Origin of the sequence: Sulfuritortus calidifontis (assembly GCF_003967275.1) — a bacterium.
Lineage (GTDB): Bacteria > Pseudomonadota > Gammaproteobacteria > Burkholderiales > Thiobacillaceae > Sulfuritortus > Sulfuritortus calidifontis.
In genome coordinates, this window is the sequence record NZ_AP018721.1 from 1,339,513 (window position 1) to 1,365,403 (window position 25,891).

Sequence of the window (25,891 nt, forward strand, 5' to 3'; positions counted from 1 at the left end):
ATGTGGTACCTCGTCGTCATCGTGGTGGCGGCGCTGGTTTCGGTCGCGCTCGCGCCGAAACCGCCCGAGCCCAAACCGGCATCGCTGTCCGACGTCGATGCCCCAACCGCAGAAGAAGGCAGACCGATTCCCGTCGTGTTCGGCACCGTGCTGCTGCGCGGGGCCAACGTCGTCTGGTACGGCGATCTGGAAGCCGAACCAATCCGCAAAAAAGGAGGTAAGAAATGAGTACGGATGTGATCGTCACCATCGACGATGTGCGCGCCGTTGGCCTGTGCGTGAACGGCACGCGGGTCTGGTTCGCGCGCCACGACCTGGACTTCCGCGCCTTTCTGCGTGACGGCTACGCTGCCGACACCTTACTGGCCACGGGCGACGCGATGGCGTTGCGGGTGGTGCAGTACGCCCGTGCGCAACAACGGATGGAGCGCGACTGATGGGTGGCCGCAGTAAGAAGCAGACCGTCGGCTACCGCTATCGGATGGGGCTGCATCTGGCCCTGTGCCAGGGGCCCGTCGATGCCGTGCAGGAAATCCAGATGGGCGACCGTACCGCATGGGGGAATGCTGAACGTGTGCCGCTGTCCAGCGGGCACGGGCTGACCAGCCTCTCGATCAACAAGCCCACGCTGTTTGGCGGCGACGAGCGTGAAGGCGGCGTGGTCGGCACCATCGATGTGCTGTCGGGTCATGCCGGACAAGGACGCAACGACTACCTGATGAGCCGCCTCGGCGGCTCCATTCCGGCATTCCGGGGCGTGCTGTCGCTGGTGGCGCGCAAGATCCTGTTCGCGGCCAACAACCCGTACATCAAGCCTTGGGCGGTGCGCGTGCGGCGCTTCACGGCGGGTTGGACGGGCGAGCCCTGGATGCCCTGGAACGCCGAAGTCCGTGCCTGGGATAACAATCAGGGCCGCGAGATCAGTGTCGGCATGAACCCAGCCCACATCCTGGTGCAATGCCTGACCGATCCGCACTGGGGCATGGGCTACCCGCAGGACAGCATCGGCTGGAGCTTCTGGAATGCAGCATGGGCCCTGTCGAGCGAGGGCTTCGGCCTCAATCTGATCTGGACGCGCCAGCAGCCCATCGAGAGCTTCATCAGTCAGGTCATCGACCACATCGGCGGCATCCTCTACACCGACCCTGAGCAGGGCACGTTTGAGCTCAAGCTGCTGCGCGACGACTATTGGATCGACAGCCTGCCGCAGTTGGGGCCGGACGAGATCGTGCGGCTGGAACGCTTCGAGCGTGCCCAGTGGGGCGAGCTGCCCAACGAACTGACCGTGGTCTACACCGACTGGCAAACCGGCGGTGATGCCACCGTCACGGTCGAGAACCTGGCCGCCATCCAGTTGCAAGGCGGCGTGATCAATCAACGCCGCGACTACCCGGGTGTGAACTACGGGCCGCTGGCCGCGCGTCTGGCCTTGCGTGACCTGCGCGCCTTGGGTTCGCCCCTGGCCCGGATGAGTCTGACGGTAGCGCGCGACACGCTGGAGCGTGCGCCGCTGCCGGGCGACGTGTTCCTGCTGAACTGGCCACGCTTAGGGCTAGACCAGATGGTGGTGCGCGTGACCGGCATCGACACCGGCACGCTGGGGTCATCTGAGTGGCGCATCGAGGCGATGGAAGATGTGTTCGGGATGAGCAACACCGTGCTGTCGCCTCCGCCACCACAGATCGAGGAGCCGACCATGGAGCCTTTGCCGCCTGCGTTGGTGCTGGCGGTGGAAATTCCGTACTGGGAACTGGCGCGCACCTTGTCACGAGCCGAACTGGACTACCTGACCGACACCGATGCTGCGCTTGGCGCATTGTCCGCAGTGGGTGGTGCGGGCCAGCTCAATTGGCAGCTCGCCACCGGTGCCTCAGCCAGTGATATCGCCAGTGTGGCCAGCGAGGACTACGCGCCACTTCTCACGATCGATGTGGCGCTGCCTGCCAGTGAGGCTGTTGCCGTCGGTGTGCCAGTGACCGCCATCAGTCAGCCGGAAAGGCTGACCGTGGGCGACTATGCCTATCTGGTCGATGGCAGCGGTGCAATCCGCGAAGCCGTCGCTGTCCTTGACTTCGATACGGCTGCGGCCACCGTTGTCCTTGCACGCGGCGTACTCGACACCACACCCCAAGCACATGCCTCGGGGACTCGGTTGATCGGTGTCGGCGAATGGCTGGCGTCGGAAGGCGCGGAGCGCGCCCCGGGCGAGTCGGTGTTCGTAGGCGCGATCCCGCGCACATCGACCGATCAGGGCGATTCTGTGCTGGCCGCCAATGGGCAGCCGATCGTGCTGACCGGTCGGCAGGCTTTGCCGTATCCACCCGGTCGTATCCGCCTCAATGGCCAGATCGAGCCTGTCGTGGTGGCCGGTGACCTCACCGTCACGTGGGCCCATCGCGACCGCACGCAGCAGACCGCCTACCTCGTGCAGCAAGACGAGGGCGACATCGGGCCGGAGCTGGGCGTGACCTACACGGTGCGCATCCGCAATCGCAGCAACGTGCTGGTTCGTACTGAGACGGGGCTGCTCGGCACCACTTACCTGTGGACGGCAGCAGTGGGCGCGCTGGATGCCGGTGCGCTGGGTGACCGCATCACGGTGGAGATCAGTGCCGAGCGCGATGGTTTGAGCAGCTGGCAGCCGCAGGTGCGGGTCATGGATCGCGCGGGCTACGGCCTGCGCTGGGGACAGTATTGGGGAGGTGTGTGATGGAAGCGCCAATGGAACCACGCATCGATGTTCATCTGCTCACCCTGCACGAGTCTGCCGAATGGCGTGAGGCCTGTATCGCCAGCCTCGACGACGCACCGATCCAGTTGCACGTTTTGCCCGGCATTCCAGGCCGTATCGGTGAGGCTCGCGCAGCAGGTTATGCGCAAGGCACGCTGCCGCTGGTGTCCTTTGTCGATCCCGATGATTTGTACGAAGCCAGTGCCTTCACACAACTGGCCGATGCGCTGGATGCCTGCCCGCAGGCCGTGATGGCCTACACCGACGAAGCACTGACCGACGAGAACGGCCACGACATCGCGGTGCGGCGTCTGGCCTACAGCCGTTGGCAGCACGCCAACAGCGCCAGCCACGTTCACGGCCTGATCGTGATGCGCCGATCTGCCGTGGAAGCCGTGCTCAAGGAAACCACCGACCTCAACAACTTTGCTGACTGGCTGTTGACCCTGCTGGTGGCCAAACGCGGCGGCGTGCTGTACCTGCCTATCGTCGGGCGTCACTGGCGGCAGCACCCGCAGCAAAGCCACCGCACCGGCGACCCAGAAGCCGTCCGGCGCATTCGCAAAGCATCGAACCTCTGGAGATAGACCATGTCATCGACCGACCCGAACCTTGGGCTCAACTACGGCTGGACGCTCGGCGAGAGCGGCTGGGACACCGGCATGGACGCCAACCTCAAGCGCCTCGGCGCGGTGGTTGGGCTGTCCGTGAAAGACCGCGACCTGACCACACCACCGGCCAGCCCCGCCAACGGCGACCGCTACATCGTGCCTGCGGCTGCCACGGGCGTGTGGGCGGGAAAAACCAACCAGATCGCGGTGCGCATTGCCGATGCCTGGGAGTACCACTCGCCCAAGATTGGCTGGCTTTGCTACATCGAGGACGAGGCCAAGCTCTCGGCCTACAAGTCCACCGGCTGGAGCGCAGGCCTCGCCATCTGATTTCCCATCTTCGTACCCACCAGAAACCCGCCCACGAGGCGGGTTTCGCATTTCTGGAGACTGCTATGACCGAACCCGAACAACAGCCTGCGCTCGTCGAGAACATGCTGCTCCTGCGCCGCGAGGACTTCGACGAACTGCTCGACCGTGCCGCCGAACGCGGAGCCGAGCGTTGCCTTGCCCATCTCGGGCTGGAGAACGGCAGTGCCGCGAAGGACATCCGCGAACTGCGCGATCTGCTGGAAGCGTGGCGCGATGCCCGCCGAACGGCGTGGCAGACCACCATCAAGGTCGTGACCACCGGCATCCTGGCCGCGCTGCTGGTGGGGGCCGCCATCAAGTTGAAGCTGATGGGAGGCGTCCAATGACCGCCAAGCCGAAGATCTGCCTTCTGGACGACTGGCGACGCGTGTTGCGACGGGCCTGGAGCATCCGCTTTTCGCTGCTGGCTGCTGCCTTCACTGCGGCAGAAGTGGTCGTGCCGCTGTTCGGTGACGTGTTGCCGCGCGGCGCGTTTGTGCTACTGGCCTTTGCCGCCAGCATCGGCGCAACCGTGGCTCGCATCGTGGCGCAGCCGGAGATGCATCGATGACCCGGCCAACATCACCCGTGACGCGCAGGACGGTGACCGGACTGACACTGTCCGCTGCCGCCCTGGTTGGCATCGTGCTGCACGAGGGCTACACCGACCGCGCAGTGATCCCGGTCAAGGGAGATGTGCCGACCATCGGGTTCGGCACCACCACCGGGGTGAAGATCGGCGACACCACCACGCCGCCGAAGGCGCTGGCTCGGGCGCTCACCGATGTGCAGCAATTCGAGGGCGCGCTCAAGCAATGCGTGACCGTGCCCCTGGCCCAGCACGAGTACGACGCGCTGGTGAGCTTTTCTTACAACGTCGGCAGCCGCGCGTTCTGCCAATCCACGCTGGTCAGAAAACTCAACGCCGGGGACTACGCCGGTGCCTGTACCGAGCTGCTGCGCTGGCGCTTCTTCCGGGGCAAAGACTGCGCACTGCCCAGCAACGCTCGGCTGTGCGGCGGGCTGGCTACGAGGCGAGAAGCCGAATACCGGCAGTGCATCGGGGAGGCGTCGTGAGCGTGATTCCGTGGCCGTACCGGCTGCTGGCCCTCGCGGCGCTCGGCGTCGCCCTGGTTGGCTTTGGCTGGATCAAGGGTGCGAGCCACATCCAAGCGCAATGGGATGCCGCCATCCAGCAACAAGCCCTACAGACAGCCGCCGCCCGCGAGCGGCACGCACAAGCCACCGTCAAGGTCGTCACCCAGTACGTCGACCGCGTCCGCGTCATCCGCGAGAAGGGCGACACCATCTTCAAGAAGGTTCCCGTCTATGTGCCCGTTCAAGCCGATGCTGTTTGCACTATCAACCGTGGCTTTGTGCGCCTGCACGACGCTGCCGCCGCCGGTGAGCTGCCCGAGCCCGCCAGAGATGCTGATGCGGCCGCCGCAGGCATTGCGCTCTCTACCGTCGCCGGAACCGTCGCCGCCAACTACCAGACCTGCCACGAAAACGCCGAGCAACTGAGGGCGTTGCAGGGGTGGGTGAGGGATATGCAAATGACTACGAAGTGACCTGGTTTTGGTCAATGCGCAGCAGCCACTCAACCTGGCGTCGAGCAGAGGCAATCACTTGACTGAAGATTCGAGCATCGACATTCGGCTCACGATTCTCTTTCCGCGGAAAATCAGACGACAAACGCCCCCCAATCAAGAGCACTTGTATCGGCGAGATGATGTGCTTGGCGAAGTCGTGCCGGTACTCGATGGCTTGCTTGTAGTCATCGTAATTCAAGCTGTGGTCGGGCCGCTTGAACTCGATCAGCAGATACTCGCCGCTTAGATTCTGGTTCAGAAGTAAGTCCGGACGTTTGTTAGCATTCTTCCCCTTGTAGGTCGTATTGAGGATATCTTCAATCTGCCTCTTCAACGTGATGTTGGAGCTGAAGAGTGAATACTCTGGCCCGAACACCCACAGACTCAACTCCAGCGATTTGTGCATCGCAGCTTCGGTCGTAGCGGGATCGCGAGCCAATGCTTCCAGTTGGTCGAGGAACTCCTGCCGTGCAGCTGCTTGGGCGACTAGAAAGGCCATTTCTGCCAGCCCGAAGTTGTTCAAGCGATCTGCAATGGTCGCCACTTCACCTTGCGATGCATCGGCTATGTGTTCCAGCAGGATGCGGTAGTCTGATCGCTCCAATGCATCCAGCAACACGCCGACGATGGGTTCAATCTTGCTCGGCGGCTCGTCGTAGTAGCGTTCGAGAATTTTCTTGATCGACTTGTCGGCGAAAATCCGCTTATGTTCTGGCAAGCCGGCCAAGCGTTGCTGAATGGCCTTCTGCATTCGCGCTTGCGCGAGCTGGAGTTCCATCCCGTACTTTTCTTTCGCCGCCGAAATGAGGATCGGCTGAACGAAGGCTTCCACCGCTTTCAGTTTTTCGCTGTTCTCTACCAGTGAATCCCATCCGGCGGTGACGTGGTCGAGCAGCCCGTCCGCATCCACTTCACCGTACATCTTCTTCAACAGCTTCGGCGGAAAATACTCGTGTGCTTCCAGACCGAAGAAACTGGGCGAGCCGACCGCCTTGCCACCAACACGCAGCGTTATTCCGGGTTGGCGTAAGCCCGCTTTCCCGTCGAAGATCGATAGTCGCAGTTTGACGTCGCCAACATCAGGCAGTGTAGTCTGGTGTTCCGAGTAGCTACCTTGGACGTCATCGACATCGAGTCGCTTACCATCGACGAACACGGAAAAGTCGTCATGCCTCCCGTAGTCCTGCAGTAGCACTTGCCGCAGGCGATTAGCGTCGGGATAAGTCAGTCCCTGATGCAATTCGCTCAACGTGATGAGCGTGCCGTGGTCGATCGGATCACAGTCTTCGCTGTGAAGAGCTATGTCGAGATGCTCGATATCCTCCACCTTGCCTATGGCATCCAGTTGCAGGGCAATACGGCACAGCTTCCCCCTCGTGCGCGTCTCCAAGGTCATCACTGACGCGACCATGAATCCGGCAAACTTGCCGATCCCTTTGCGCCCTTTTACCTGACGATTCTTTCCCGCAGTCCGCTCTCCTCGAACTGAACGGCGATCTTTGGCAATAGTGAGGTAGTGCCGCCGGAGCTCTTCTTCTGTCATTCCGGTGCCATCGTCCCGGATGACGATGGGTTCGCCGCTCAAAGGTTTCGGCAGTTGGATGCTGACCTGATCCGCATCAGCATCCCAAGCGTTGTCCACCAATTCCTTCAGCGCACGCTCGGTTGATGTGTACTCCTGGCTCAGCAGCGTGGCGAGACGGGAATCGACTTGGAATCGAAGCTTGGCAGCGCTCATGGGGGCTCCTATAGCAGCATCCTGAAACGGCGGTTGTCCGCATCCGACGACTTAAGGATGCGGTACTCCATCCCACTGGCCACCGCGATCTGCTGGGCGAAGTCCTTCTTGGCCTGCACCACGGCGTCCTCGATCTGGTTGTCGGCCTTCACCTCGACAATCACGTACTTTAGGCTGCCATCCGGCTCTTGGCGCTGGAAGATAAAGTCGGGGTAGTAACTGCGAACAGTGCGTGAATCCGGATCGATGTACTGGATGAAGAAGTCTGACTGGCCGTGGGTCAGCATCCCGGTGAAGTAGATTTTCTTGACCCGCTGCTCGCGCAGCAGATCCCAGAACAGCCAGTTCTCCGAGCCAGAGTCGAAGCAGTAGGTGTCGAGGTGGAAGCTCTTGGCGCGCTCCTCGTCCTTGATTTGCGGGTCATTCATCCGGACGATCTTGTCCTTCGCCGCCGATACCTCGTAGTAGCCGTTCGTAGGCATCTTGATCAGCTCGACCTCGTGTTCTTCGGTCTGTTGCGACTCGTCCAGGTCGTAGAGCTGGCGGAACAGGCGCGGGATGATCTCGTCGTAGAGCAGCTCGTTGAACTCATTGGTGATGGCCACGAGCTCGTCGGCACCTTCCTTGGTCGCGTCGAGTAGATCCTCGATCTCCAAAGGGCTGCGATTGAGATAGCGTGACACCTCGGCCACCAGCGATAGCCGCGAGAACACCCGCTTTTCCCGGCGCGCCGTCAGATCGAAGGTGCGACTTGCAGAAGCGCGCGCCGCGTCGGCGGCGGTCAGGCCGTCCTGCTGGGTTTCGATGAGGCGGTACTTCTCGACCAACTCCCCCCACTTCTGCGGGTCAGCGCGTTCGGGCATCAACGCTTGCCCGGTCACCAACTGCTTCTCGCGCATCTGGTACTGCTTGCGCACGCGCACCAGCTTGATCTTGACCGGCGGCTCCACCACACGCACTTCTACGCGCACCTTGTCCTTGCCAGTCTTTTGCAGCTCGTCCGCACTGATGCGGAAGTTCTGTTGCAGCTCGTCGTTGAGGGTGTTGAGGTTGTCGTCCGAGAGGAATACGTGGCCGGTGTGCTGGGCCTGGCCGATGGCGCGCAGGCAGCGCATCGTGGCCTGCAACACGAACACCTTAGACTTAGGCTCGCGGAACATGCCAACGCCGAACAGCGAGCGGCAGTTCCAGCCCTCGCGGCCTTTGTTGACCAGCAGGATGAACTGCTTTTCCGATCCTTCGGTGTCCAGGCGGTTGAACTCGCGGATGTCGTCGTTGGTGGTGAGCTTGTCGTCGCCCACGTTGACCAGGATGCGCGAGGTCGGAATGCCGTGCTTGAGCAGCGCACGCTCCACCGCTGGGCGCAGTTCGCCGGTCAGCTCGTCGATGGTGGCTGCAAAGAAGGCCAGCTTGGGAAGCAGCCCTTCCGGTCGCAAGTCACCCGTTTCCTTCAGGAAGGTTTCGATGGCGATGTCGACAAACTCGTCGGAGCGGGTGTTGGCGTAGCCGTGCAGCGTCACCTTCTTGAGAAAGCCTTTGTCGATGGCTTCCTTCAGGCCGTAGGCGTAGACCACTTCCGGCAACACCTCGCGCCCCACGTAGGGCGTGCCAGTGAAGTTGTAGCAGGCCACCACCCGGGTGCCCGCCGCGTTCAGGCTGGCGGCCAGGATGTCGATGGTGGTGCGCAGGCTGGTGTCCGTTTCCTTGGTGCCCAGGCCCATGTCCTTGGCCAGCGCCTTGCCGAAAGCGTGGTGGGCCTCGTCCACATAGATGCCCAACTGCTCCAGGCGGCGCAGTTTCTCGAAGCGCTGGTTGGTGGTCAGCTCGCCTTCTTCCTCGGGCTGGTCGAAGTTGTAGAGGTCGGCGGCGTCGGCATAGACCCCGCTGGCGGCGAGGGTTTCGCCGGTCGCACCGAACAGCTTTTCGACGGAGGTCTTTTCCTTGTGCTGGCGCTTGAGGATGATCTTCTGCGTGTTCGAGACGATGATGTTGAAGCGCGAGCGATCCAGCGTGTCGAGTGAGGTGCCCGCCTCCTCGAGGTAGTGGAAGCGCAGGTGGGTGGTGAGGAAGTTGACGTACTCCGGCGGCACCACGCGGGTCAGGTCGAACGACTCGATCTCCTTCAGCGACTGCAGCACGGTCTTGTCCGGCGCGAACACCAGCGCGTTGTGGCAGTAGCGTGAATCCTTCTCGAACTTGTTGCCCAGCAGGAACTCGTAGAAGATGCAGGTGGCCATGAGGATGGTTTTGCCCGTCCCCATCGTCAGCGCGAAGATGTAGTTCGGATAGGCGCGCGAGTTTTTGCGCATCTTCTCGAACAGCCGCTTGTACGAATCCAGTTCCAGCTCGTCCGTTTCGCCGAACTGGAACATCTCCTGACCGGCGGTGCCGAGGAAGGAGCCGAACTTGCGGCCCTCGAACTTGCCGCTGCGCTCGTACCACGCCTTGAAGATCTCCTCGACCTTGGCGTTGTCGAGGAACTCCTTGAGAAAAACGTAGGTTTCCAGCGCCTCGAACTGCGGCTGGCGCAGGAAGGCCTTGGGGTTTTTCTCCGGGTTGTTGAAGTCGAGGAACTTGCGCGTTAGCTCTTTGTAGTGCGAGCGGATCGCCCCTCGGTTGTCTTGGTAGAACTGCCACAAAAAGCGAAAGAAGGCGAAGTCCAGCGACGCGCCGGACGAGCTGGCCTTGGCCGAGGTGGCTGTGCGTTTAGTCGCCATGGGCCACGCTCCCTTCCCAGGACTCCGACAGCAGGTCGGTGATCTTGACCCGGATGGTGCCTGCATCCTCCGGCACCTTGTACCTGCCCTTGACCATCTCGTTCTTGCCGGGGATGTCCACCACCGCCGGTTGCAGCACCGCGCCGTCGTAGTTCCAGTCGATCAGCACCGACTCGACAAGCTCCTTCCAGTCCTCCACCGACTCCTTCTGCAGAGAGAGCTTCTGCAGCAGGTTCATCGGGTAGAAGCGCTCGATGACCAGCTCGCCGTTCTTCACCACGACCTTGGCCTCGGAGTCGCGCTTGAACTCCAGATTGGCCTTGTCGCGCAGGATGTCCACCACCTCGACGTCGATCTTGAAGGGCTTGGCGGCCAGCTCCAGCTGCGCGGCCAAGTCCGGCTCATGGCCCATGCAGACGAGGGTGATCTTCTCGACGGGCCGGTTCGGGCTCTCGTTTTGCTTGCGCTCCCAGGCCTTGTAGTCGAAGCCCGCGATCAGCTCGTTCAGGTCGGCGCGCGTGGCGATGCGGTTGACCGGCATGATCTTGATCATGCGCCCGTCCTTCTCGCCGTCGAACACGGTGCTGAACTCCAGCTTCTGTACCTCCAGCGCCTCCAGCAGGAGCTCCTTGGCCTGCACCGGGTTGCGGAAGATGTCGTAGTGGTTGACGTTGTAGACCTCGAAGCCGGTGTAGTACTTGGTGTCGGGGTTGAGCGGCTTCTGGCGCAATTCCTCGGCCACCTTGATCAGCCGCTTGGTGGTCGTCTGGATCGCGCCGAGGTTGATGTCTGCGCCGATGAAGCGGCGACCGAGCTTCATGGCAACTGCCTGAGTTGTGCCTGAGCCCATAAAGCAGTCGAATACAAGCTGACCAGGATTCGAACACGTGCGGACAATTCGCTCTAGAAGCTCCTCGGGCTTTTGTGTCGGGTATCCGGTCCGCTCTGCACCAACGCCCGCGATAATTGAAATATCCCATACGTCTCGCATGGGCATCCCTTTGGTGTCTTCCTCCGATGTAATCTTCCTCGTACCGCTCTCGGCGTCGAGTATTTGGGTCTTGCCGCCGAATCGCTTCATGTAGCTCTCAGATGCTTCTTCGTACTCTTTGTTGAAGACCCGGTTACTGTCCTTCTTTTTGGCGTACCAAAATAGGTTGTCATGCATCTGTTGAAAGTTTTTCGAGTTGCTTGGCCAGCGACGGTAGCTCCAGATGATTTCGTTAATGAAGTTCTTGTCGCCAAACAGTTCGTCCAATATGCACCGAATATGATGTCCCTTTGTTGAATCGCAGTGCAGAATGATCGTCCCATCTTCCGACAGCAACTCCCTGATTAAGGCAAGCCGTTCGTAGATGAATTGGAGAAACTCATCGTTCGTCCAAATATCTGAGTACTGCTTTTCCTCGATAGCACTCGAATCCCCGGCATATTTCTGCCCCTTAACCTTAATTTTGAGCTTGTAATCAGCCTTGGAATCAAAAGGTGGGTCGATGTAAACAAGGTCAACCTTCCCCCTGAACTGCTTCAGCAAGTGACTCATCACCTGCAGGTTGTCACCCCAGAAGATCTTGTTGCGCCAGCCGTCCACCTCTTCGCCGTGGATTTCCTTCAGCTGCGCGGGGTAGTACTGCGTCGAGGTGAACGGGCGCTTGCCGCGCCAGTTGAGCATCGGGTAGCCCTTGATTGGCTCGAACTCGTATTTCTCGACGTGGGTGGTGCCACCATCGGGCGTGGCCAGTTGCAGGGACTCCTGCGCAGGGGTGTTCTTGCTCATTGGTCGTTTTTCCTGAATTTCCAGTTCTTGTTGTCGCAGTAGGCGCGCATGTCGCAGCTCTGGCACAGCTTGGCCGGGCGTGCGGCCATGCGATAGTCCTGCCGCTCGATGCGCTCCACGATGTCGTCAAAGCGCGCGATGGTTTTGCCGATGGCGCGGTCGTCCTTGGTGAAGGACACGTAAGGGTTCCCGCCGTCCTCGCCGGTGTAGTAGAGGTGCATCCGGCTGACCTTCTGGCCGGTGCGCTCTTCCACCAGGTGGGCGTACACCTCCAGCTGGTGCTGATACTGGCGCAGCCGCTCCCGTTCCTTCTCCATGTCGGGCTTCTTCTCCGACTTGAAGTCGATGATCTCGACCGTGTCGTTCTCACCCCGGATCAGGTCGACGCTGCCCTTGAGGATGTACTGATCCTTGACCAGCGAAATCTCGACCTCGGCCTCCTTGATGCGATCCCAGTTGCCGTTCTCGCGCTCGTAGTAGCGCAGCACGTGCAGCAGCGCCGCCTGCTGTGAGGAGGGCGCGAGGTAGACGCGCTCTTTCTTGGAGAGCATCGCGTAGTTGGCCGAGAACCAGCCCCGGATGGCGTCCAGGGTGATGGTGTGCTCTTCGCCGCGCAGGACGGTCTTGTGGATGTCCTCGATGGTCTGGTGCACCAGAGTACCGAAGAGCATCGGGCTCTCGCGGATGGGCGCGAACTCCAGCTCCTTGAAAAAACGGTACTGCTCGGCGCAGTTCTCGAACACCGTGATGTGCGAGGTGAACGAGTACTCGCGCTTGAGGTTGATCTGTTTGACGGCCTCGAAGGTCAGCGCCGACAGATCGATGTCACGCCAGCTGGGCAGCTCGTAGAACAAGCGCTCGAAATACTTCGATGGCGACTTGCCCAGGCCACGGCCATTGCGCTCCTGCGCGGCCAGCACCAGCAGGTTCTGGGCGCGGGAGAAGGCTGTATAGAAGAGCCGCCGGAAATCGAAGTGCTTGATGTGCTCCAGCGGCTCGAAGCGGGGTTTCGACAAGTACCCGCCATCTTCCAGCAGCTCGTCGAGCGCGGTGTGCTGCTTGCGCGGCACCGCCTCCAGCGAGCCGCACACCACCACCGGGAACTCCAGCCCTTTGGACTGGTGGATGGTCAGGAACGAGACGCAGCCCTTGGGCGCGTACTCAGCCTCATCCTCGTATTCGCCGATGCCGCCCTCGTAGAGGAAGCGCAGGAACTGGTTGAACAGGTCACGGAGGTTCTTTTCCAGGAAGTCCGGGTTGAGCACGCTGACGTAGTGCAGGTACTCGAACTTGGTGAGCAGCTTGGAGAAAGTGCCAAGATTGCGCGCGGCGCGGCCTTTGTCCACGCCCTGCATCGCCTCCTCCGAGAGGAAGCGCGAAAAGAGCGGGAACTGCAAGAGCTGGTAGAACAGACCCGAGAAGGCGTAGTCGGTGTTCTGCGCAAGCACTGCGTGGCGCTTGGCCAGCGGGCGGGCCCAATCCAGCAGGGGCTTGTTTTCCGGCTTGCGCAGCTCGTCGGTGAAGGGCTTGAAGCACTGGTGGTCGTAGTAGTCCCAGATGTCCAGATGCACGCCTTCGGCCCACGCCCGCACCTTGGGAAACTGCGGGAACAGGAAAATCAGCGCGCCAATCATGAGGCGGATTTCCTCGCGCTCGAAGAACATGTTCGAGCGGGGCGAGAACACGGGCACGCCCTGCGCTTCGAGGAAGCGCGCCAGCGCCACCACCTTGTCATTCTTGACGGAGCGGAAGAGGAAGGCTACCTGGTTCCAGTCCGCGAGCTGACCGGATGCCTTCAACCCATTGAGGAAGGCCAGCACCTCCGCGTGCCAGTTGGTGGTGTCGTCCTTGTCGTCACTGGCCGCCAACCGCACCACCGTCGGCACGTCGGGGAAGACGTCGTCGCGTGGGACGATCTGCTTGGCGAAACGGAAGACGCGCGTTCCGTCGTCCCAGGTTTGTTCGCGCATCCACTCGTTGTAAAAGCGGATGATGTCCGGGTGCGAGCGATAGTTGACGGTCAACTTGACCTGCTTGCACTGGCCGTCGTCGAACAGCGCAGGGAACTCCAGGATGTTGCGGATGGTGGCCCCGCGAAAGCGATACAAGCCCTGGTCGTCGTCACCCACCACGCAGAGATTGCAGCGCTCGCCGGCGAGCAGGAGGAGGATGCGCTCCTGGATGGTGTTGGTGTCCTGATACTCGTCCACCATCAGGTAGGTGAGCTTGTCGCGCAGCTGCGCCAGCACCTCGGGGCGCTTTTCCAGCAGTTGCAGCGCCTCGTACTGGATGCCGGAGAAGTCCAGTGAGTTGTGCTCATGAAGCAGCTCTTGGTACTTCACAAAGCAGGTAGCCAGGGCACGGATTTCGGGCTCGGGGGCAGCCGCTAGCGTGGAGGCATCGAGCGCCTCCTCGCTGACCTTGTTGAGCCACTTGAGCAGGTTCTCCGACTGCGCCCAGCGGCCCGTATGGTCGTCGCCCATGACAAGCTGGGCGTCGGGCAGTTCGCGGAAATCCTTGATGTGCTGGTAGAGGAAGTACTGCTGGTCGAACTGGTCGAACAGCGTGAAGCTGCGCTTGAGCCGGGTGAACTCGCGGTAGTCCTCCAGCAGCCGCAGGCAGATGGAGTGGAAGGTACCCAGGTACATCTCGTTCAAGTTGAACTTGATGCCGAGCTCGCTGAGACGGTTGGAGATGCGCGTGGTCAGCTCACGCGCGGCCTTGTCGGTGAATGTGACGACAAACAGCGACTCGGGCGCGACGCCTTTGTGGGTGATGAGGTAGACGATGCGCTCGACCAGCGTGAAGGTCTTGCCGGAACCGGGGCCCGCGATGATGAGCACCGGCCCCTCGGTGGCCAGAATGGCTTCCAGCTGCTGGGGGTTGGCCTTGGACTGGAGGGCGGTGGCGCTGGATGTCATTCCGCCCCCTCGCCGTCATCCACCGTCGCCTTGCCGATGCGGCTGGCGATCCACTTGTCTAGGTCGCCGCGCCTGAAGCGCCACGTCCCGCCGAGCTTGAACGCCGGGAGCTTGCCGTTGGCGGCCAGTCGATAGACCGTGCGCTTGCCAGCCTTGAGGTAGGCAGCAACCTCGTCAATGGTGAGGATTTCGTCCGGCTGGTCGCTCATCGGCGTTCCCGTGTCATCTGTGCTGTGCTTGGTTTACGGCCATGTCTCGTCATAATATTCCACAAATGTGCAAACTTGGGCAAACCTGGCATCAAACAGGTTCCATGACACGGAGAGGGAGCGGCAGTGGCGTCCAACTACGAGGCAATTTGTAAGGAGAACCGGGAAAGCTACGGCACCAAGGGCGCCCAGAAATCCGGCAGCCTAGCCGCGGGGCTGTATGACGACCGCACGCACTTCATCTTTGAACTGCTGCAAAACGCGGAGGACGCACTCGGCCGGCGTGGCGAGTGGCACGGATCACGCAAGGTTTCGTTCACCCTGAGCGCGACTCGCCTGACGCTCTCGCACTTCGGCAAGCCTTTTGATGAGGCCGATGTCCGCAGCGTCTGCGACATCGCCGAGAGCACCAAGAACGAGTCCTCCATTGGCCGCTTCGGCCTTGGCTTTAAGTCCGTCTACACCGTCACCGATCTCCCGGAGATCCACTCCGGCGATGAGGACTTCGCCATTGAGAACTACGTCTTCCCCAAGCGGCTGGAACGCTCCGCACGTGCCCCGGATGAGACGCAGATCATCCTGCCCCTGAAACCGCAGGACACGACGGCGGCGCAGGAGATCACGGCGGGGTTCCGCCACTTGGGCCCGGGCGCACTGCTGTTCCTGCGCCACATCGACGAAATCAACTGGAGCGTCGAGGGCGGCCCGTCCGGCTTCTACCTGCGCAACACCCCCGAAACGCTGGGGCCCAACGTGCAGCGCGTCACGGTGATCGGCCAAGAGAGTGGGCAACCCGAGGTCGATCAGAACTGGCTGGTGTTCCACCGCGACGTGTTTTCTGCTGAGGGAAAAAAGGTCGGGCGGGTTGAGATCGCCTTTTCGGTGGTCGCGGTCAAGGACGCTCCGGGGCGCTGGGCCGTACAGCCGCTGGCCAGGTCGCCGCTGGTGGTGTTCTTCCCGACCGTGGTCGAGAGCCACCTTGGTTTTCTCGTGCAGGGGCCCTACCGCACCACGCCCAGCCGCGACAACATCCCTCCCGGCGATCCGTGGAACCAGCATCTGGTCAAGGAAACATCGAGCCTGCTGGTGGAAGCACTGCGCTGGATGCGGGACGAGGCGATGCTGGATATCTCGGTGCTGCGCTGCCTGCCGCTTGACCGCGAAAAGTTCCCGAAGGATTCGCGGTTCGCGCCGATGTTCGATGCCGTCAGGCAGGCCTTTCAGGAGGAGCCGCTGCTTCCGGCTTTCGACGGCAAGTACGTCACCGCTCACCAAGCCAAGCTGGCACGCACGCAAGAGCTGCGAGAGCTGTTCAGCCCGGAACAGCTGGCATCGCTCTTCGGCTCGGAGGTAAGCGCCTGGCTGTCAGACGATATCACCGAGGTCAAGACGCCCGAGATCCGTAAGTATCTGATGCGCGAGCTTGATATCGACGAGATCAGGCCAGAGAAGATCATCCCCCTCCTGAGTAGGGCGTTCCTGGAAGCGCAACCTGACGAGTGGATATCACGTCTGTACGAGTTCCTGGGTGGCCAAGGAAGGGCCGTGCGTGTTCAGCTCGACACCATCCCGCTCGTCCGCCTGGAGAACGGCTCGCACGTTGTCGCCCGCGAAAACGGGACGATCAGGGCCTTTCTGCCCAGCGTTATCGCCACCAGCTTCCCCACCGTGCGCCGCGCAGTATGTTCGACGGCCGAGGCGCGCCTGTTCCTGAGCTCGCTGGGTATCACCGAACCCGATCCGGTGGATGACGTCATCTGGAACCTGCTGCCGAAGTACCAGCAGCCAGAGGTCGACGTGGACGACGATACCTACGCCGCCGACATCGAACGCATTCGCACCGCCTTTAGTACCGATTCCACCGCGCAGAGGGAAAAGCTCCGGTCAGCCTTGCGCGATACCACCTTTGTGATGGTGGTCGACACCGGCGACGGCAAAACGTATGTCGCCAAGCCTGGCGAGACCTACATCGCCACCGACCGCCTACAGCAGCTCTTCGCGGGCGTGCCCGATATCTTGATCGTCGACAATGAGTACGACTGCCTGCGGGGCGAGGAGATTCGTGACCTGCTGGTGTCGTGCGGGGCAAGCCGCTACCTCATTCCGGAAGCAGTACCGTCGAGTCTGGGGCATTCGGAGAAAGAGCGAATCCGCAGAGAAGCTGGTCTTGAGCGCGCAAGCTGGGAAAACCCGCCAGAAGATTTCACCCTTCGCGGACTGACAGCGCTGCTGGAGTTCTTACCAAAACTACCACCCAAGGATGCTGCCGCCCGAGCCAAGTTGCTGTGGGAGTCCTTGGCCGATCTGGAGGCGCGCGGTACTACCGCCTTCTACGGCTCCTACAAGTGGGGTTACTTCTACGAGACAAAGACCGCTCGGTTCGATGCCGCTTTCGTCCGGACGCTCAATCAGGTTGCCTGGGTGCCGAATGCCGACGGCGAGCTTGTACCGCCTGGGCTCGTCTTGTTCGACACCCTCGGCTGGAAGCCCAACCAGTTCCTGCAAACCAAGATCGTCTTCAAACCACCGGTCATCGATCAGCTTGCCAAGGAGGCAGGCATCGACCCGGCCATTCTCGATCTGCTACGAAGAGACCCTACTATCGTCGCCGAGCTGACGTCCCGACTGAGCGCGAGCCCAGCGCCACAGACGGAGCCATCGGCAGAGTCCGAACAGGAGACCGGCAAGCCGTCCGATGGCGACGTGTACGACGGCGCGAAAGATCTGTACGGCGATGACATGCCGGATATCCCACCCGGCACCCCTGATCCCGACGGCGATGATGGCGTGCGCATAGGCGCGGGAGGTGGTGGCCAAGGGCGTGCTGGTACGGGGACATCTCGCGGCGGTAGCCAGGGAAATGGAGGTGGCCACGGCGGCTCACGTGGTCACGGCACCCCCGGAGACAAGGGAGGTGGAAAAGGCGGCGGACAAGGAGAGAGGACACCCGGCCACGCCGGAGGGCGGCCGTTCATCTCCTACGTCGGCACGCACCCCGACGATGACGGCCCCGATCCCGATGGCCTCGATCAGGCAGCACGGATGCAGATCGAGGAGCTGGCAATCAACCTGATCCTTCGCCTTGAGCCAGGGCTGCGCCGCACCCCGGAAGGCAACCCGGGTTTTGACCTCTTCGAGGCCGACAGCAGTGGCCGGCAGATTCGATGGGTCGAAGTGAAGTCGATGACGGGCACCTTACAAGATCGCCCCGTGGGACTGTCACACACGCAGTTCGACTGCGCGCGCGAAAAGGGCGATGCGTACTGGCTATACGTGGTCGAGCGCGCAACTGATCCAGCTCAAGCCCGCGTGCTCAGAATTCAGAACCCCGTCGGCCACGCCCGGACGTTCACGTTCGACCACGGCTGGAGCGAGATAGCACGAACTGATCCACCCCGTTGAGTTACCAATCGGCCAAATCGTCGAATCCACGCCCTCAAGGCCCATGCGTTACTATCCGGTTTGGGTAACGGACGCGGGTTCGGTTCCGCGTTCCACCACCAATCACCCAAGGCCAACCGTTCTCGGTTGGCCTTTTTTCTTGCCTGCAACGCCAGTGTTGGCGCGGTTTCCGGGCGGCGCCTTGCGGACGCGCACGTCGTCCGGGCGCTTTGCTATCGAGGAGAAACGAATCCACTTTACTTACCCTCTCCCACCGGGAGAGGGTGGCGAAGCCGGGTGAGGGAATGGGTGCCGATAGGCACCCTGTCGGGCGCCATCTTTCTCACCCTGTCCTCTGATAAGCCTCCATCCTTCGGTATCCCGGTGGGAAAGGGGCAAATACATTTGTTTCGGATCAATAACAACGACTTGGCACCATAGAAGGGGGCAGGTCAGGCATCGAACGCCATAAACGCGGTAGCAAACCTTTTCGACTTGCTCTATCATGAAACGTCAAGATGAATCATGATGGAGATAACCATGACGACCGCTGCCCGCGAAAAGTTTTCCTCCCAGGCCGCGCCTGAGGTGCTGGCGGCGTTGCGCCAAATCGCAGAAAGCCAAGGCCGCCAGTTCCAGGCAGTGCTCGATGAGGCCCTGCGCGACTACATCGACCGGCAGCAGAAAGCGCGCCCCCGCCGCCACGTGATGGCTTCGTTCGCGTCCAGTCTGGATGAGTTCGACAGCCTCTACCGCGAACTTGCCAAGTAACCCGTGGCTCACGATTACCTGACCGTGGCCGACGTGCTCGGCATGCACACGGTGCTGATGCAGCGTTACGGCGGCGCACCGGGCGTGCGTGACCCCGGGGCGCTGGAGGCCGCACTGTTCCGTCCGCAGACCGGCTACTACGATGACATCGTGGCTGAGGCAGCTGCCCTGCTGGAAAGCCTGGCGATCAACCACCCGTTCGTGGACGGCAACAAGCGCATCGCTTTTGCCGCGGCCGACGTGTTCCTGCGCATCAATGGCTGGCGCTTGCAGCGTGCGCCAATGACGATTCATGCCGAGATGATGCAGATGTTCGAGTCGGGTACCTTCGATATTGCCCACCTTGATCCCTGGCTGCGGTCTTTCGCCGTCGCCGCAGAGTGATGCCATGAACGAGAAAACACCGAACCTGCAGGCTCAGGCTGCGATGACAGAAGCCAGGTCGATGGCGAGGAACCGGATGCATGAACTGGCAGAGTCCACAGTAGGCGTTGAGTCATTTCCCAGTTTCACCAAGCCCGCCCGTCTGCGCTGGGAGTCTATCCCTGCCGACATCCGCCAGCGGCTGCTGTCCAATGTCTGGTGCGGCCACTGCCGCTTTGAGACCACGATCACCAGTTTCAGCGGCACCATCAAGGGTGGCGACTTGCTGCTGGTGGGCAAGTGCGCCGAATGCCACGGTGATGTGGCACGGGTGATCGAGGGCTCGTGAGCGCATTCCCGCGGCACCCCTCTCCAGTGCTTATCGGCCGCAATAGCAAGTTGTTCGGTAGTAAACCGCACACCACCAAAACCCCAGGCCAACCTGCTCGGTTGGCCTTCCCATTGTCCTCCTCCTTTCGCAGTCAAATCCCAAGCGCAGCGAGCGGCCGTGCCGCCACTAGTGGTTTTGCCATTAGCAGGCCGTTGAAAAACTACTGCGGTGGGCCATCTGCGGCGTTGCGCGGTGCTGGCTTCGGCCGCTTCGCTTAACCTCGGCGGCGCCGAGGTTAGCCTGCGCCAAAACTGCGTTTTGGCTTCGCCGAAACTGCGTTTTCGCTCCCTCGCCTATCTATTTGATATGTGGCTGCGCCGAAACTCACTTCATTCGTTTTCTCGGTCGCTGCGCTCCGCGCGCCTTGCATCTGGCCATCCTCGCTACGTTTTTCAACGGCCTGTTAGGGGTAAAACCCAGGTCGACGGGCGAGTTGTGTCCGAGCGCGCGGGCATAACGAGTGCGCCATCCCGTTCCTTTACATCTTGGCGCGTCGTGCTTCGTCATGCTGCGGGTTGAGGTGACGCGCACTGTTCCGCGCCGCCGTTTTTACCGCTCGCGCCTCGGCTTCATTTTGGAGTCGCAGCCCAGTTCAACCGGCCATGAGCGCCATGGCCACCAGAGCGATGGCGATGCCCAGCCATTGCCGGAGGCTGACGCTCTCGCCCATGAACAGCCAGGCGAGTACCACGGTCAGCAGCGGATAGAGGGCGGTGAGTACCGAAACCAGCATCGCCGGGCCGCGCGAGATGGCATACATGTAGGCGATGCCGCCGGTCATGCCGAGCATACCCGTGAGCAGGGCGAGCGGCACGGCGCGGGCGTCGAGCTGGGGCCGGAAATTCAGGGTGGCGAGCACGACCAGCGCCACAGCGAAAGCCCCCAGGGCCTGAAAGAAAAGCGCGCTCCGCGGATCGATCAGGCTCGTGGTGATCTTGGGGAACAGGGCCCAGAGCCCCCAGAAGAAAAAGGCCAAAAACGCGGGCAGATACCAGCTTTGCATCATGCGAGGTCTCGAGTTGGTGGCAGGCTGATGGCGCCCGTCAATGTTGCCACGCCTTGGACATTCCCCCCAACACGGTCGATTCCATCGAAACCTCCCCAAGCGCCTGCCGCCGGCGAGCACCTCATTGCCGGCCCAGGGCCGCCTGCGGCTCCAGCAGCAGCGGTTGTTTGGGTGGTCCGGCGCCGTCCCGGGCGTGGCCCGCTTACAAGAACCGGTCCAGCAATTTCCGGCTGTGCCGGTCGAGCCGGGCAGGGTCGCGGATGAGGAATTGCACGCCGTGGCTGTCGGCGATCAGCAGTACGCCGCCGGGCAGACGGTGTATGTCTTCCTCGCCGCGCAGGATCAGACGGGTTGCGCCGCGATCGGTCGTCACCTGCCAGGTGCTCGGGGTGGCGAAGGCCGACACCTTGTCGATGCGCAGGATCTCCGGCATGAACTCCCGGCTCGCCAGCGCGGCCTCGACCAGTGACCGCGTTTCGGCCGGCAGGCCATCCAGGTGCTCGATCCAGACGAGTTCATGGCCGTCGGCGCTGAGCAGGGCGATGCCCTGGTCCGGCGCGGCGATGGGGAAGGCGCGCACCGGCACCACGTCTTCGTGGGTCTGACCATCCGGCGTGGTCAGCACCAGACGGCCCAGGCGATTGCAGCCAAGCCGGAATTCCAGTGCGCTCATGGTTTGACCTCCTCGACCTTGGGCTCGAGCGCAAACGGCGGGCTGTCGTCCAGATCGGTATCGACGTTGCGGGCCTGAGCCTGGTAGAGCCGGTAATAATGACCCTGCCGCGCCATCAGTTCATCGTGCTTGCCGACCTCGACGATCCGGCCACGGTCCATCACCACCAGTCGATCGGCCCGGCGCAGGGTGGACAGACGGTGCGCGATGGCGATGGTGGTGCGGCCGCGCACCAGGTTGTCCAGGGCCTTCTGGATCTCCTTTTCGGTCTCGGTGTCGACCGAGGAGGTGGCCTCGTCGAGGATGAGGATCTTTGGGTCGATCAGGAGCGCCCGGGCGATGGAGATGCGCTGGCGCTCGCCGCCGGACAGGCCCTGGCCGCGCTCGCCGACCAGGGAGTCGTAGCCCAGGGGCAGGCGCAGGATGAACTCATGGGCATGGGCGGCGCGGGCGGCGGCGATGATCTCGGCCCGTGTCGCATCGGGTTTGCCGTAGGCGATGTTCTCGGCGATGGTGCCGAAGAAGAGGAAGGGCTCCTGCAGCACCAGGCCGATGTTGCGGCGAAACTCCGCCACCGGCAGCGAGCGGATGTCGACGCCGTCGAGCCGGATCGCGCCTTCGCTCACGTCGTAGAAACGGCAGATCAGGTTGACCAGGGTGCTCTTGCCCGAACCGCTGTGGCCGACCAGGCCGATCATCTCGCCCGGCTCGATGGTGAGATTCACGCCCTTGATCACGGCGCGGTGACCGTAGCGGAAGCCGGCCTCGCGCACCTCGATCCGCCCCTGCACCCGCTCCAGGTGCACCGGCCGGGTCGGTTCCGGCACGCTGGAGACGTGGTCGAGGATGTCGAAGATGCGCTTGGCGCCGGCCGCGGCCTTTTCGGTCTGCGACACGATGCGGCTCATGGAATCGAGCCGGGTATAGAAACGGCTGATGTAGGCGAGGAAGGCGGTGAGCACGCCAACGGTGATGTCGTCGTGCGCCACCTGCCAGATGCCGAAGGCCCACACCACCAGGAGGCCGATCTCGGTCATCAGGGTCACGGTGGGGGAAAACAGCGCCCAGGTGCGGTTGAGCTTGTCGTTGACCGCCAGGTTGTGCCGGTTGGCCTCGCGGAAGCGCTCGGCCTCGCGTTTTTCCTGGGCGAAGGCCTTGACCACCCGGATGCCCGGAATGGTGTCGGCCAGCACGTTGGTCACCTCGGACCAGACCCGGTCAATCTTCTCGAAGCCGGTGCGCAGCCGGTCGCGCACCCGGTGGATCATCCAGCCGATCACCGGCAGCGGCAGCAGGGTGACCAGGGCCAGCCAGGGGTTGATCGAGAACAGGATGCCCGCGGTCATGACTATCATCAGCACGTCGGTGGCGAAATCCAAGAGGTGCAGCGACAGGAAGACGCTGATGCGGTCGGTCTCCGAGCCGATGCGGGCGATCAGGTCGCCGGTGCGTTTGCCGCCGAAGTATTCCAGTGACAGCTTCATCAAGTGTTCGTAGGTGCTGGTACGCATGTCGGCGCAGATGCGCTCGGAGACCAGGGCCAATATATAGGTGCGGGCCCAGCCCAGAGCCCAGGCGAGCAGGGCCGCCCCGAGCAGGCCGCCGAGCAGCCACAACACCAGGCTGACGTCGATGGCCTGGCCGTTCTGGTAGGGGATCAGCACGTCGTCCATCAGCGGCATGGTCAGATAGGGTGGCACCAGCGTGGCGGCGGTGGCGGCCAGGGTGAGCAGGAAGCCGGCCAGCAGCTGGCCCTGATAAGGCCGGGCGAAGCGCCAGAGGCGCAGCAGGGTCCAGGTCGAGGGTGCCTCGTGGATCTCCCGGGCGCAGACCGGGCATTCCTCCTGGTCCGGCTCCAAGGGTGCCTTGCAGGTGGGGCAGACGGTCTCCGTCTCGGCCGGTGCCGGCTGGCCGGTTTCGCGGGCAAGCCGCTGCCGCTCGAACTGCTTGAGCAGGCGCAGGGCCGCGAGGTTCTGGCCCAGGGTGTAGCGCCAGGCGGCCAGGCGGGTCCCGCCCTCGAGCAGTTCCAGGGTACCAACCCCGGCATGGTCGTGCTGCTGCAGCTTCAATTCGGCGCGATAAGACCAGCTCTGCCAGTCGGCTTCGCCCGGCGCCCGCGCCAGCAGACGCTGATCGGTGGCCAGGATCAGGCCCTGGCCGAAATGCAGGCGGGCATCCAGGTCCAGTTCCAGCCAGGCCAGGAGGGTCTCGTCCTCGGCCAGGGCGGTGCCGATAGCCGATTGCCAGCGTTCGGGCAAGGGATTGGCGGAAGATTTTTTTTGCATGCTGGCCCGACGCATTGAACGCGGGATTTGTCCTTTAAGGTATGCTTCGCCGTGGCTTCAACGGCGGCTTTCAGGCCGCCAAGTATATAGCGTGGCATCCCATCCGGTCATGGGACTCCCGCGCGCCGAACACTTGATTGCAAGTGAAAATGACAAAGCGCGACATCGAATTTCTCCGCGTGACCTATCTGCGCGGGCCGAATCTCTGGACCTATCGGCCGGTCCTGGAAGCCTGGGTCGACATCGGCGATCTGGAAGACAGTCCCTCCAACACCATCCCCGGTTTTTATGAACGCCTCACCGCCTGGCTGCCCGGACTGATCGAGCATCGCTGCGGTGTCGGCGAACGCGGCGGCTTTCTCCTGCGTCTGAAGGAAGGCACCTGGCCGGCCCACATCCTGGAACACGTCACGATCGAGCTGCAGAACCTGGCGGGCATGCGGGTCGGTTTCGGCAAGGCCCGGCAGACCCATGTCCGCGGCGTCTACAAAGTGGCGGTGCGCACCCGGCACGAGGCGCTGGGCCGGGCTTGTCTGGAAGCCGCGCGCGATCTGGTGCTGGCGGCGATAGAGGACCGCCCGTTCGATCTGGCCGCCACTCTGGCACCCCTGCGCGAGATGGCCGACCGCTATTGCCTCGGCCCCAGCACCACGGCCATCGTCGATGCCGCGACCGAGCGCAATATCCCGGCCATCCGACTGACCGAGGGCAATCTGGTGCAGCTCGGTTACGGCATCCACCAGCACCGCATCTGGACCGCGGAGACCGACCGCACCAGCGCCATCGCCGAAGGCATCGCCAGCGACAAGGACCTGACCAAGACCCTGCTCAAGGGCTGCGGCGTGCCGGTGCCCGAGGGCCGCGTGGTGCAGGGTCCGGCCGATGCCTGGGAAGCGGCCGAGGAGATCGGCCTGCCGGTGGCGGTCAAACCGGTGGACGCCAATCATGGCCGCGGCGTCTCCCTGGACCTGAAGACCCGGGCGGAAATCGAGGCCGCCTATGCCTTGGCGGAAAAGGAGGGCAGCGAGGTCATCGTCGAGCGCTTCGTGCCGGGCAACGAGCATCGCCTGCTCGTGGTGGGCGGCCGGGTGGTGGCCGCCGCCCGCGGCGAATCGGCCTGGGTGATCGGCGACGGCCGCTCGACCGTGGTCGAACTGATCGACCGCCAGCTCAACAGCGACCCCCGGCGCGGCACCACCGAGGACTATCCGCTCAACCATATCCTGATCGACGAAGACCCGGCGGTACGGCTGGAACTCGAACGCCAGGGCCTGCACGCCGATTCGGTGCCGGCCGCCGGCCAGAAAGTGCTGATCCAGCGCAATGGCAACGTCGCCTTCGACGTCACCGACCAGGTGCACCCGAGCACCCGGCAGATCGCCGGCCTGGCCGCGCGCGTGGTCGGCCTGGACATCGCCGGCATCGACCTGGTGGTGGAAGACATCGCGCGCCCCCTGGATGAACAGGGCGGCGCCATCGTCGAGGTCAACGCCGGCCCCGGCCTGCTCATGCACCTCAAGCCGGCCGAAGGCAAACCGCAACCGGTGGGCCGCGCCATCGTCGATCATCTGTTCCCGGCCGGCAGCGACGGCCGCATCCCGGTGATCGGCATCGCCGGCAGCGAAGGGGGCGCCGTCATCGGCCATCTGCTCTCGCGCCTGCTGCAGCTGACCGGCAAGCAGGTCGGCCTGGCCTGCTCGAACGGGCTCTATCTCAACCACCGGCGCGTGGCAGCGGGCGATTGCACCGAATGGCGCCTGGGCCAGCGGCTGTTGCGCAACCGGGCGGTGGAAGCGGCCATCTTCGAAAACGGTCCCGAGCTGATCCTGCGCGAGGGCCTGGCCTACGACCGCTGCCTGGTCGGCATCGTCACCGATATTCCCGGTCCCGAAGGCTTCGCCGAGTATTACCTGCAGGAGCCGGAACAGATGTACGCCGTGTTGCGCACCCAGGTCGATGTCGTGCTGGCCGAAGGGGCGGCCGTGCTCAATGCCGACGCACCCGAGGTCGCGCGCCTGGCCGAGCTGTCCGACGGTGCCGTGATCTACTACAGCCAGGACCCGGCCTCGCCGGTCCTGGCCCGACATCGCGCCGAGGGCGGCTGGGGCCTGTACGCCCACGGCGGCCGGATCATGCTCACCCAGGGGCACGAAGAGCGGCTGTTGGTCGATCTCGCCAGCCTGCCGCCGCCCGGCCCCACTCAGGCGGCGTTGACCCTGTCCCATGCCCTGGCCGGAATCGCCGCCGCCGTGGCCCTGGGACTGCCGGCGGAACTGATCCAGGCCGGAATCGAAACCTACGCGCCGGGCCAACTCGGGCTCGGCGCTCCCGACGGCCACTGAACTTCGAACCCTTCCAGCCCAAGACAGGAACC

22 protein-coding genes are annotated in these 25,891 nt (G+C 62.9%); 14 read left to right on the forward strand and 8 right to left on the reverse strand.

Features of this window, described 5'->3' with window-relative positions; all coding sequences use genetic code 11:
• From EL388_RS07095 to EL388_RS07135, 9 genes are all read left to right on the forward strand, one after another.
• Positions 1-228 (forward strand): hypothetical protein, encoded by a 228-nt coding sequence (locus tag EL388_RS07095; RefSeq protein WP_013246730.1) that lies wholly within the window; start codon positions 1-3, stop codon positions 226-228.
• Complete coding sequence (locus EL388_RS07100) at positions 225-437, forward strand: hypothetical protein (RefSeq protein ID WP_126461607.1); 213 nt, start codon at positions 225-227, stop codon at positions 435-437. The genes EL388_RS07095 and EL388_RS07100 overlap by 4 nt, the downstream gene beginning before the upstream one ends.
• Positions 437-2,710 carry a phage tail protein gene (locus EL388_RS07105; RefSeq protein WP_126461610.1) on the forward strand — a complete coding sequence of 758 codons (2,274 nt, stop codon included), beginning with the start codon at positions 437-439 and terminating at the stop codon, positions 2,708-2,710. The genes EL388_RS07100 and EL388_RS07105 overlap by 1 nt, the downstream gene beginning before the upstream one ends.
• 11 nt (positions 2,711-2,721) lie before the next feature.
• Positions 2,722-3,318, forward strand: coding sequence for a glycosyltransferase family 2 protein (locus EL388_RS07110; RefSeq protein ID WP_126461613.1), 597 nt, complete (start codon positions 2,722-2,724; stop codon positions 3,316-3,318).
• 3 nt (positions 3,319-3,321) lie between these two features.
• Positions 3,322-3,672, forward strand: a complete 351-nt coding sequence (locus EL388_RS07115; protein ID WP_126461616.1) for a DUF2793 domain-containing protein — start codon at positions 3,322-3,324, stop codon at positions 3,670-3,672.
• A gap of 65 nt (positions 3,673-3,737) precedes the next feature.
• Entirely contained in the window at positions 3,738-4,040 is a 303-nt protein-coding gene (locus EL388_RS07120; RefSeq protein WP_126461619.1) for a DUF6127 family protein, read from the forward strand.
• Positions 4,037-4,264, forward strand: a complete 228-nt coding sequence (locus tag EL388_RS07125; protein WP_045667467.1) for a DUF7940 domain-containing protein — start codon at positions 4,037-4,039, stop codon at positions 4,262-4,264. Before EL388_RS07120 ends, EL388_RS07125 begins: the two co-directional genes overlap by 4 nt.
• A gap of 32 nt (positions 4,265-4,296) precedes the next feature.
• Positions 4,297-4,770, forward strand: a complete 474-nt coding sequence (locus tag EL388_RS07130) for a lysozyme (RefSeq protein ID WP_197721838.1) — start codon at positions 4,297-4,299, stop codon at positions 4,768-4,770.
• Positions 4,767-5,264, forward strand: coding sequence for a hypothetical protein (locus EL388_RS07135; protein ID WP_126461625.1), 498 nt, complete (start codon positions 4,767-4,769; stop codon positions 5,262-5,264). Before EL388_RS07130 ends, EL388_RS07135 begins: the two co-directional genes overlap by 4 nt.
• Here EL388_RS07135 and EL388_RS07140 read toward each other — a convergent pair.
• The 5 genes from EL388_RS07140 to mads1 are packed head-to-tail and all read right to left on the reverse strand — an operon-like array spanning position 5,254 to position 14,647.
• Positions 5,254-7,023 carry an ATP-binding protein gene (locus EL388_RS07140; RefSeq protein ID WP_126461628.1) on the reverse strand — a complete coding sequence of 590 codons (1,770 nt, stop codon included), beginning with the start codon at positions 7,021-7,023 and terminating at the stop codon, positions 5,254-5,256. The two genes, EL388_RS07135 and EL388_RS07140, sit on opposite strands and share 11 nt — an antisense overlap.
• Positions 7,024-7,031: 8 nt before the next feature.
• Positions 7,032-9,740, reverse strand: coding sequence for a TnsA endonuclease N-terminal domain-containing protein (locus tag EL388_RS07145; RefSeq protein WP_126461631.1), 2,709 nt, complete (start codon positions 9,738-9,740; stop codon positions 7,032-7,034).
• A complete protein-coding gene (locus tag EL388_RS07150; RefSeq protein WP_053243746.1) occupies positions 9,730-11,517 on the reverse strand; it encodes a site-specific DNA-methyltransferase in 1,788 nt (595 codons plus the stop codon). The genes EL388_RS07145 and EL388_RS07150 overlap by 11 nt, the downstream gene beginning before the upstream one ends.
• Positions 11,514-14,438, reverse strand: a complete 2,925-nt coding sequence (locus EL388_RS07155; RefSeq protein ID WP_126461634.1) for an ATP-dependent helicase — start codon at positions 14,436-14,438, stop codon at positions 11,514-11,516. The genes EL388_RS07150 and EL388_RS07155 overlap by 4 nt, the downstream gene beginning before the upstream one ends.
• The gene (mads1, locus tag EL388_RS07160; protein WP_126461637.1) at positions 14,435-14,647 is read right to left on the reverse strand and encodes a methylation-associated defense system helix-turn-helix domain-containing protein MAD1; all 213 of its coding nucleotides are present in this window, start codon (positions 14,645-14,647) and stop codon (positions 14,435-14,437) included. Before mads1 ends, EL388_RS07155 begins: the two co-directional genes overlap by 4 nt.
• 126 nt (positions 14,648-14,773) lie before the next feature.
• Between mads1 and EL388_RS07165 the strand changes: the two genes are divergently transcribed.
• The 4 genes from EL388_RS07165 (at position 14,774) to EL388_RS07180 (ending at position 19,511) form a co-directional block, all read left to right on the forward strand.
• Entirely contained in the window at positions 14,774-18,049 is a 3,276-nt protein-coding gene (locus EL388_RS07165) for a sacsin N-terminal ATP-binding-like domain-containing protein (protein WP_126461640.1), read from the forward strand.
• 519 nt (positions 18,050-18,568) lie between these two features.
• On the forward strand, positions 18,569-18,799 hold the full coding sequence (locus tag EL388_RS07170; protein ID WP_126461643.1) for a hypothetical protein: 231 nt from the start codon (positions 18,569-18,571) through the stop codon (positions 18,797-18,799).
• A gap of 24 nt (positions 18,800-18,823) precedes the next feature.
• A complete protein-coding gene (locus EL388_RS07175) occupies positions 18,824-19,183 on the forward strand; it encodes a type II toxin-antitoxin system death-on-curing family toxin (RefSeq protein WP_232019206.1) in 360 nt (119 codons plus the stop codon).
• 4 nt (positions 19,184-19,187) lie between these two features.
• Positions 19,188-19,511 carry a hypothetical protein gene (locus EL388_RS07180; protein ID WP_232019207.1) on the forward strand — a complete coding sequence of 108 codons (324 nt, stop codon included), beginning with the start codon at positions 19,188-19,190 and terminating at the stop codon, positions 19,509-19,511.
• A 634-nt stretch (positions 19,512-20,145) separates the two neighbouring features.
• On the opposite strand, the gene EL388_RS07185 is transcribed toward EL388_RS07180, so the two are convergent.
• The 3 genes from EL388_RS07185 to EL388_RS07195 form a co-directional block, all read right to left on the reverse strand.
• Positions 20,146-20,559 (reverse strand): EamA family transporter, encoded by a 414-nt coding sequence (locus tag EL388_RS07185; protein WP_126461649.1) that lies wholly within the window; start codon positions 20,557-20,559, stop codon positions 20,146-20,148.
• Between the two features lie 202 nt (positions 20,560-20,761).
• A complete protein-coding gene (locus EL388_RS07190) occupies positions 20,762-21,232 on the reverse strand; it encodes a cyanophycin metabolism-associated DUF1854 family protein (RefSeq protein WP_126461652.1) in 471 nt (156 codons plus the stop codon).
• Positions 21,229-23,517, reverse strand: a complete 2,289-nt coding sequence (locus EL388_RS07195; RefSeq protein WP_197721760.1) for a cyanophycin metabolism-associated ABC transporter — start codon at positions 23,515-23,517, stop codon at positions 21,229-21,231. Before EL388_RS07195 ends, EL388_RS07190 begins: the two co-directional genes overlap by 4 nt.
• Positions 23,518-23,666: 149 nt before the next feature.
• Here EL388_RS07195 and EL388_RS07200 point away from each other — a divergent pair, with 149 nt between their 5' ends.
• Positions 23,667-25,859: a cyanophycin synthetase gene (locus tag EL388_RS07200; protein WP_126461658.1), complete on the forward strand. Its 2,193-nt coding sequence runs from the start codon at positions 23,667-23,669 to the stop codon at positions 25,857-25,859.
• Positions 25,860-25,891: the final 32 nt, after the last annotated feature.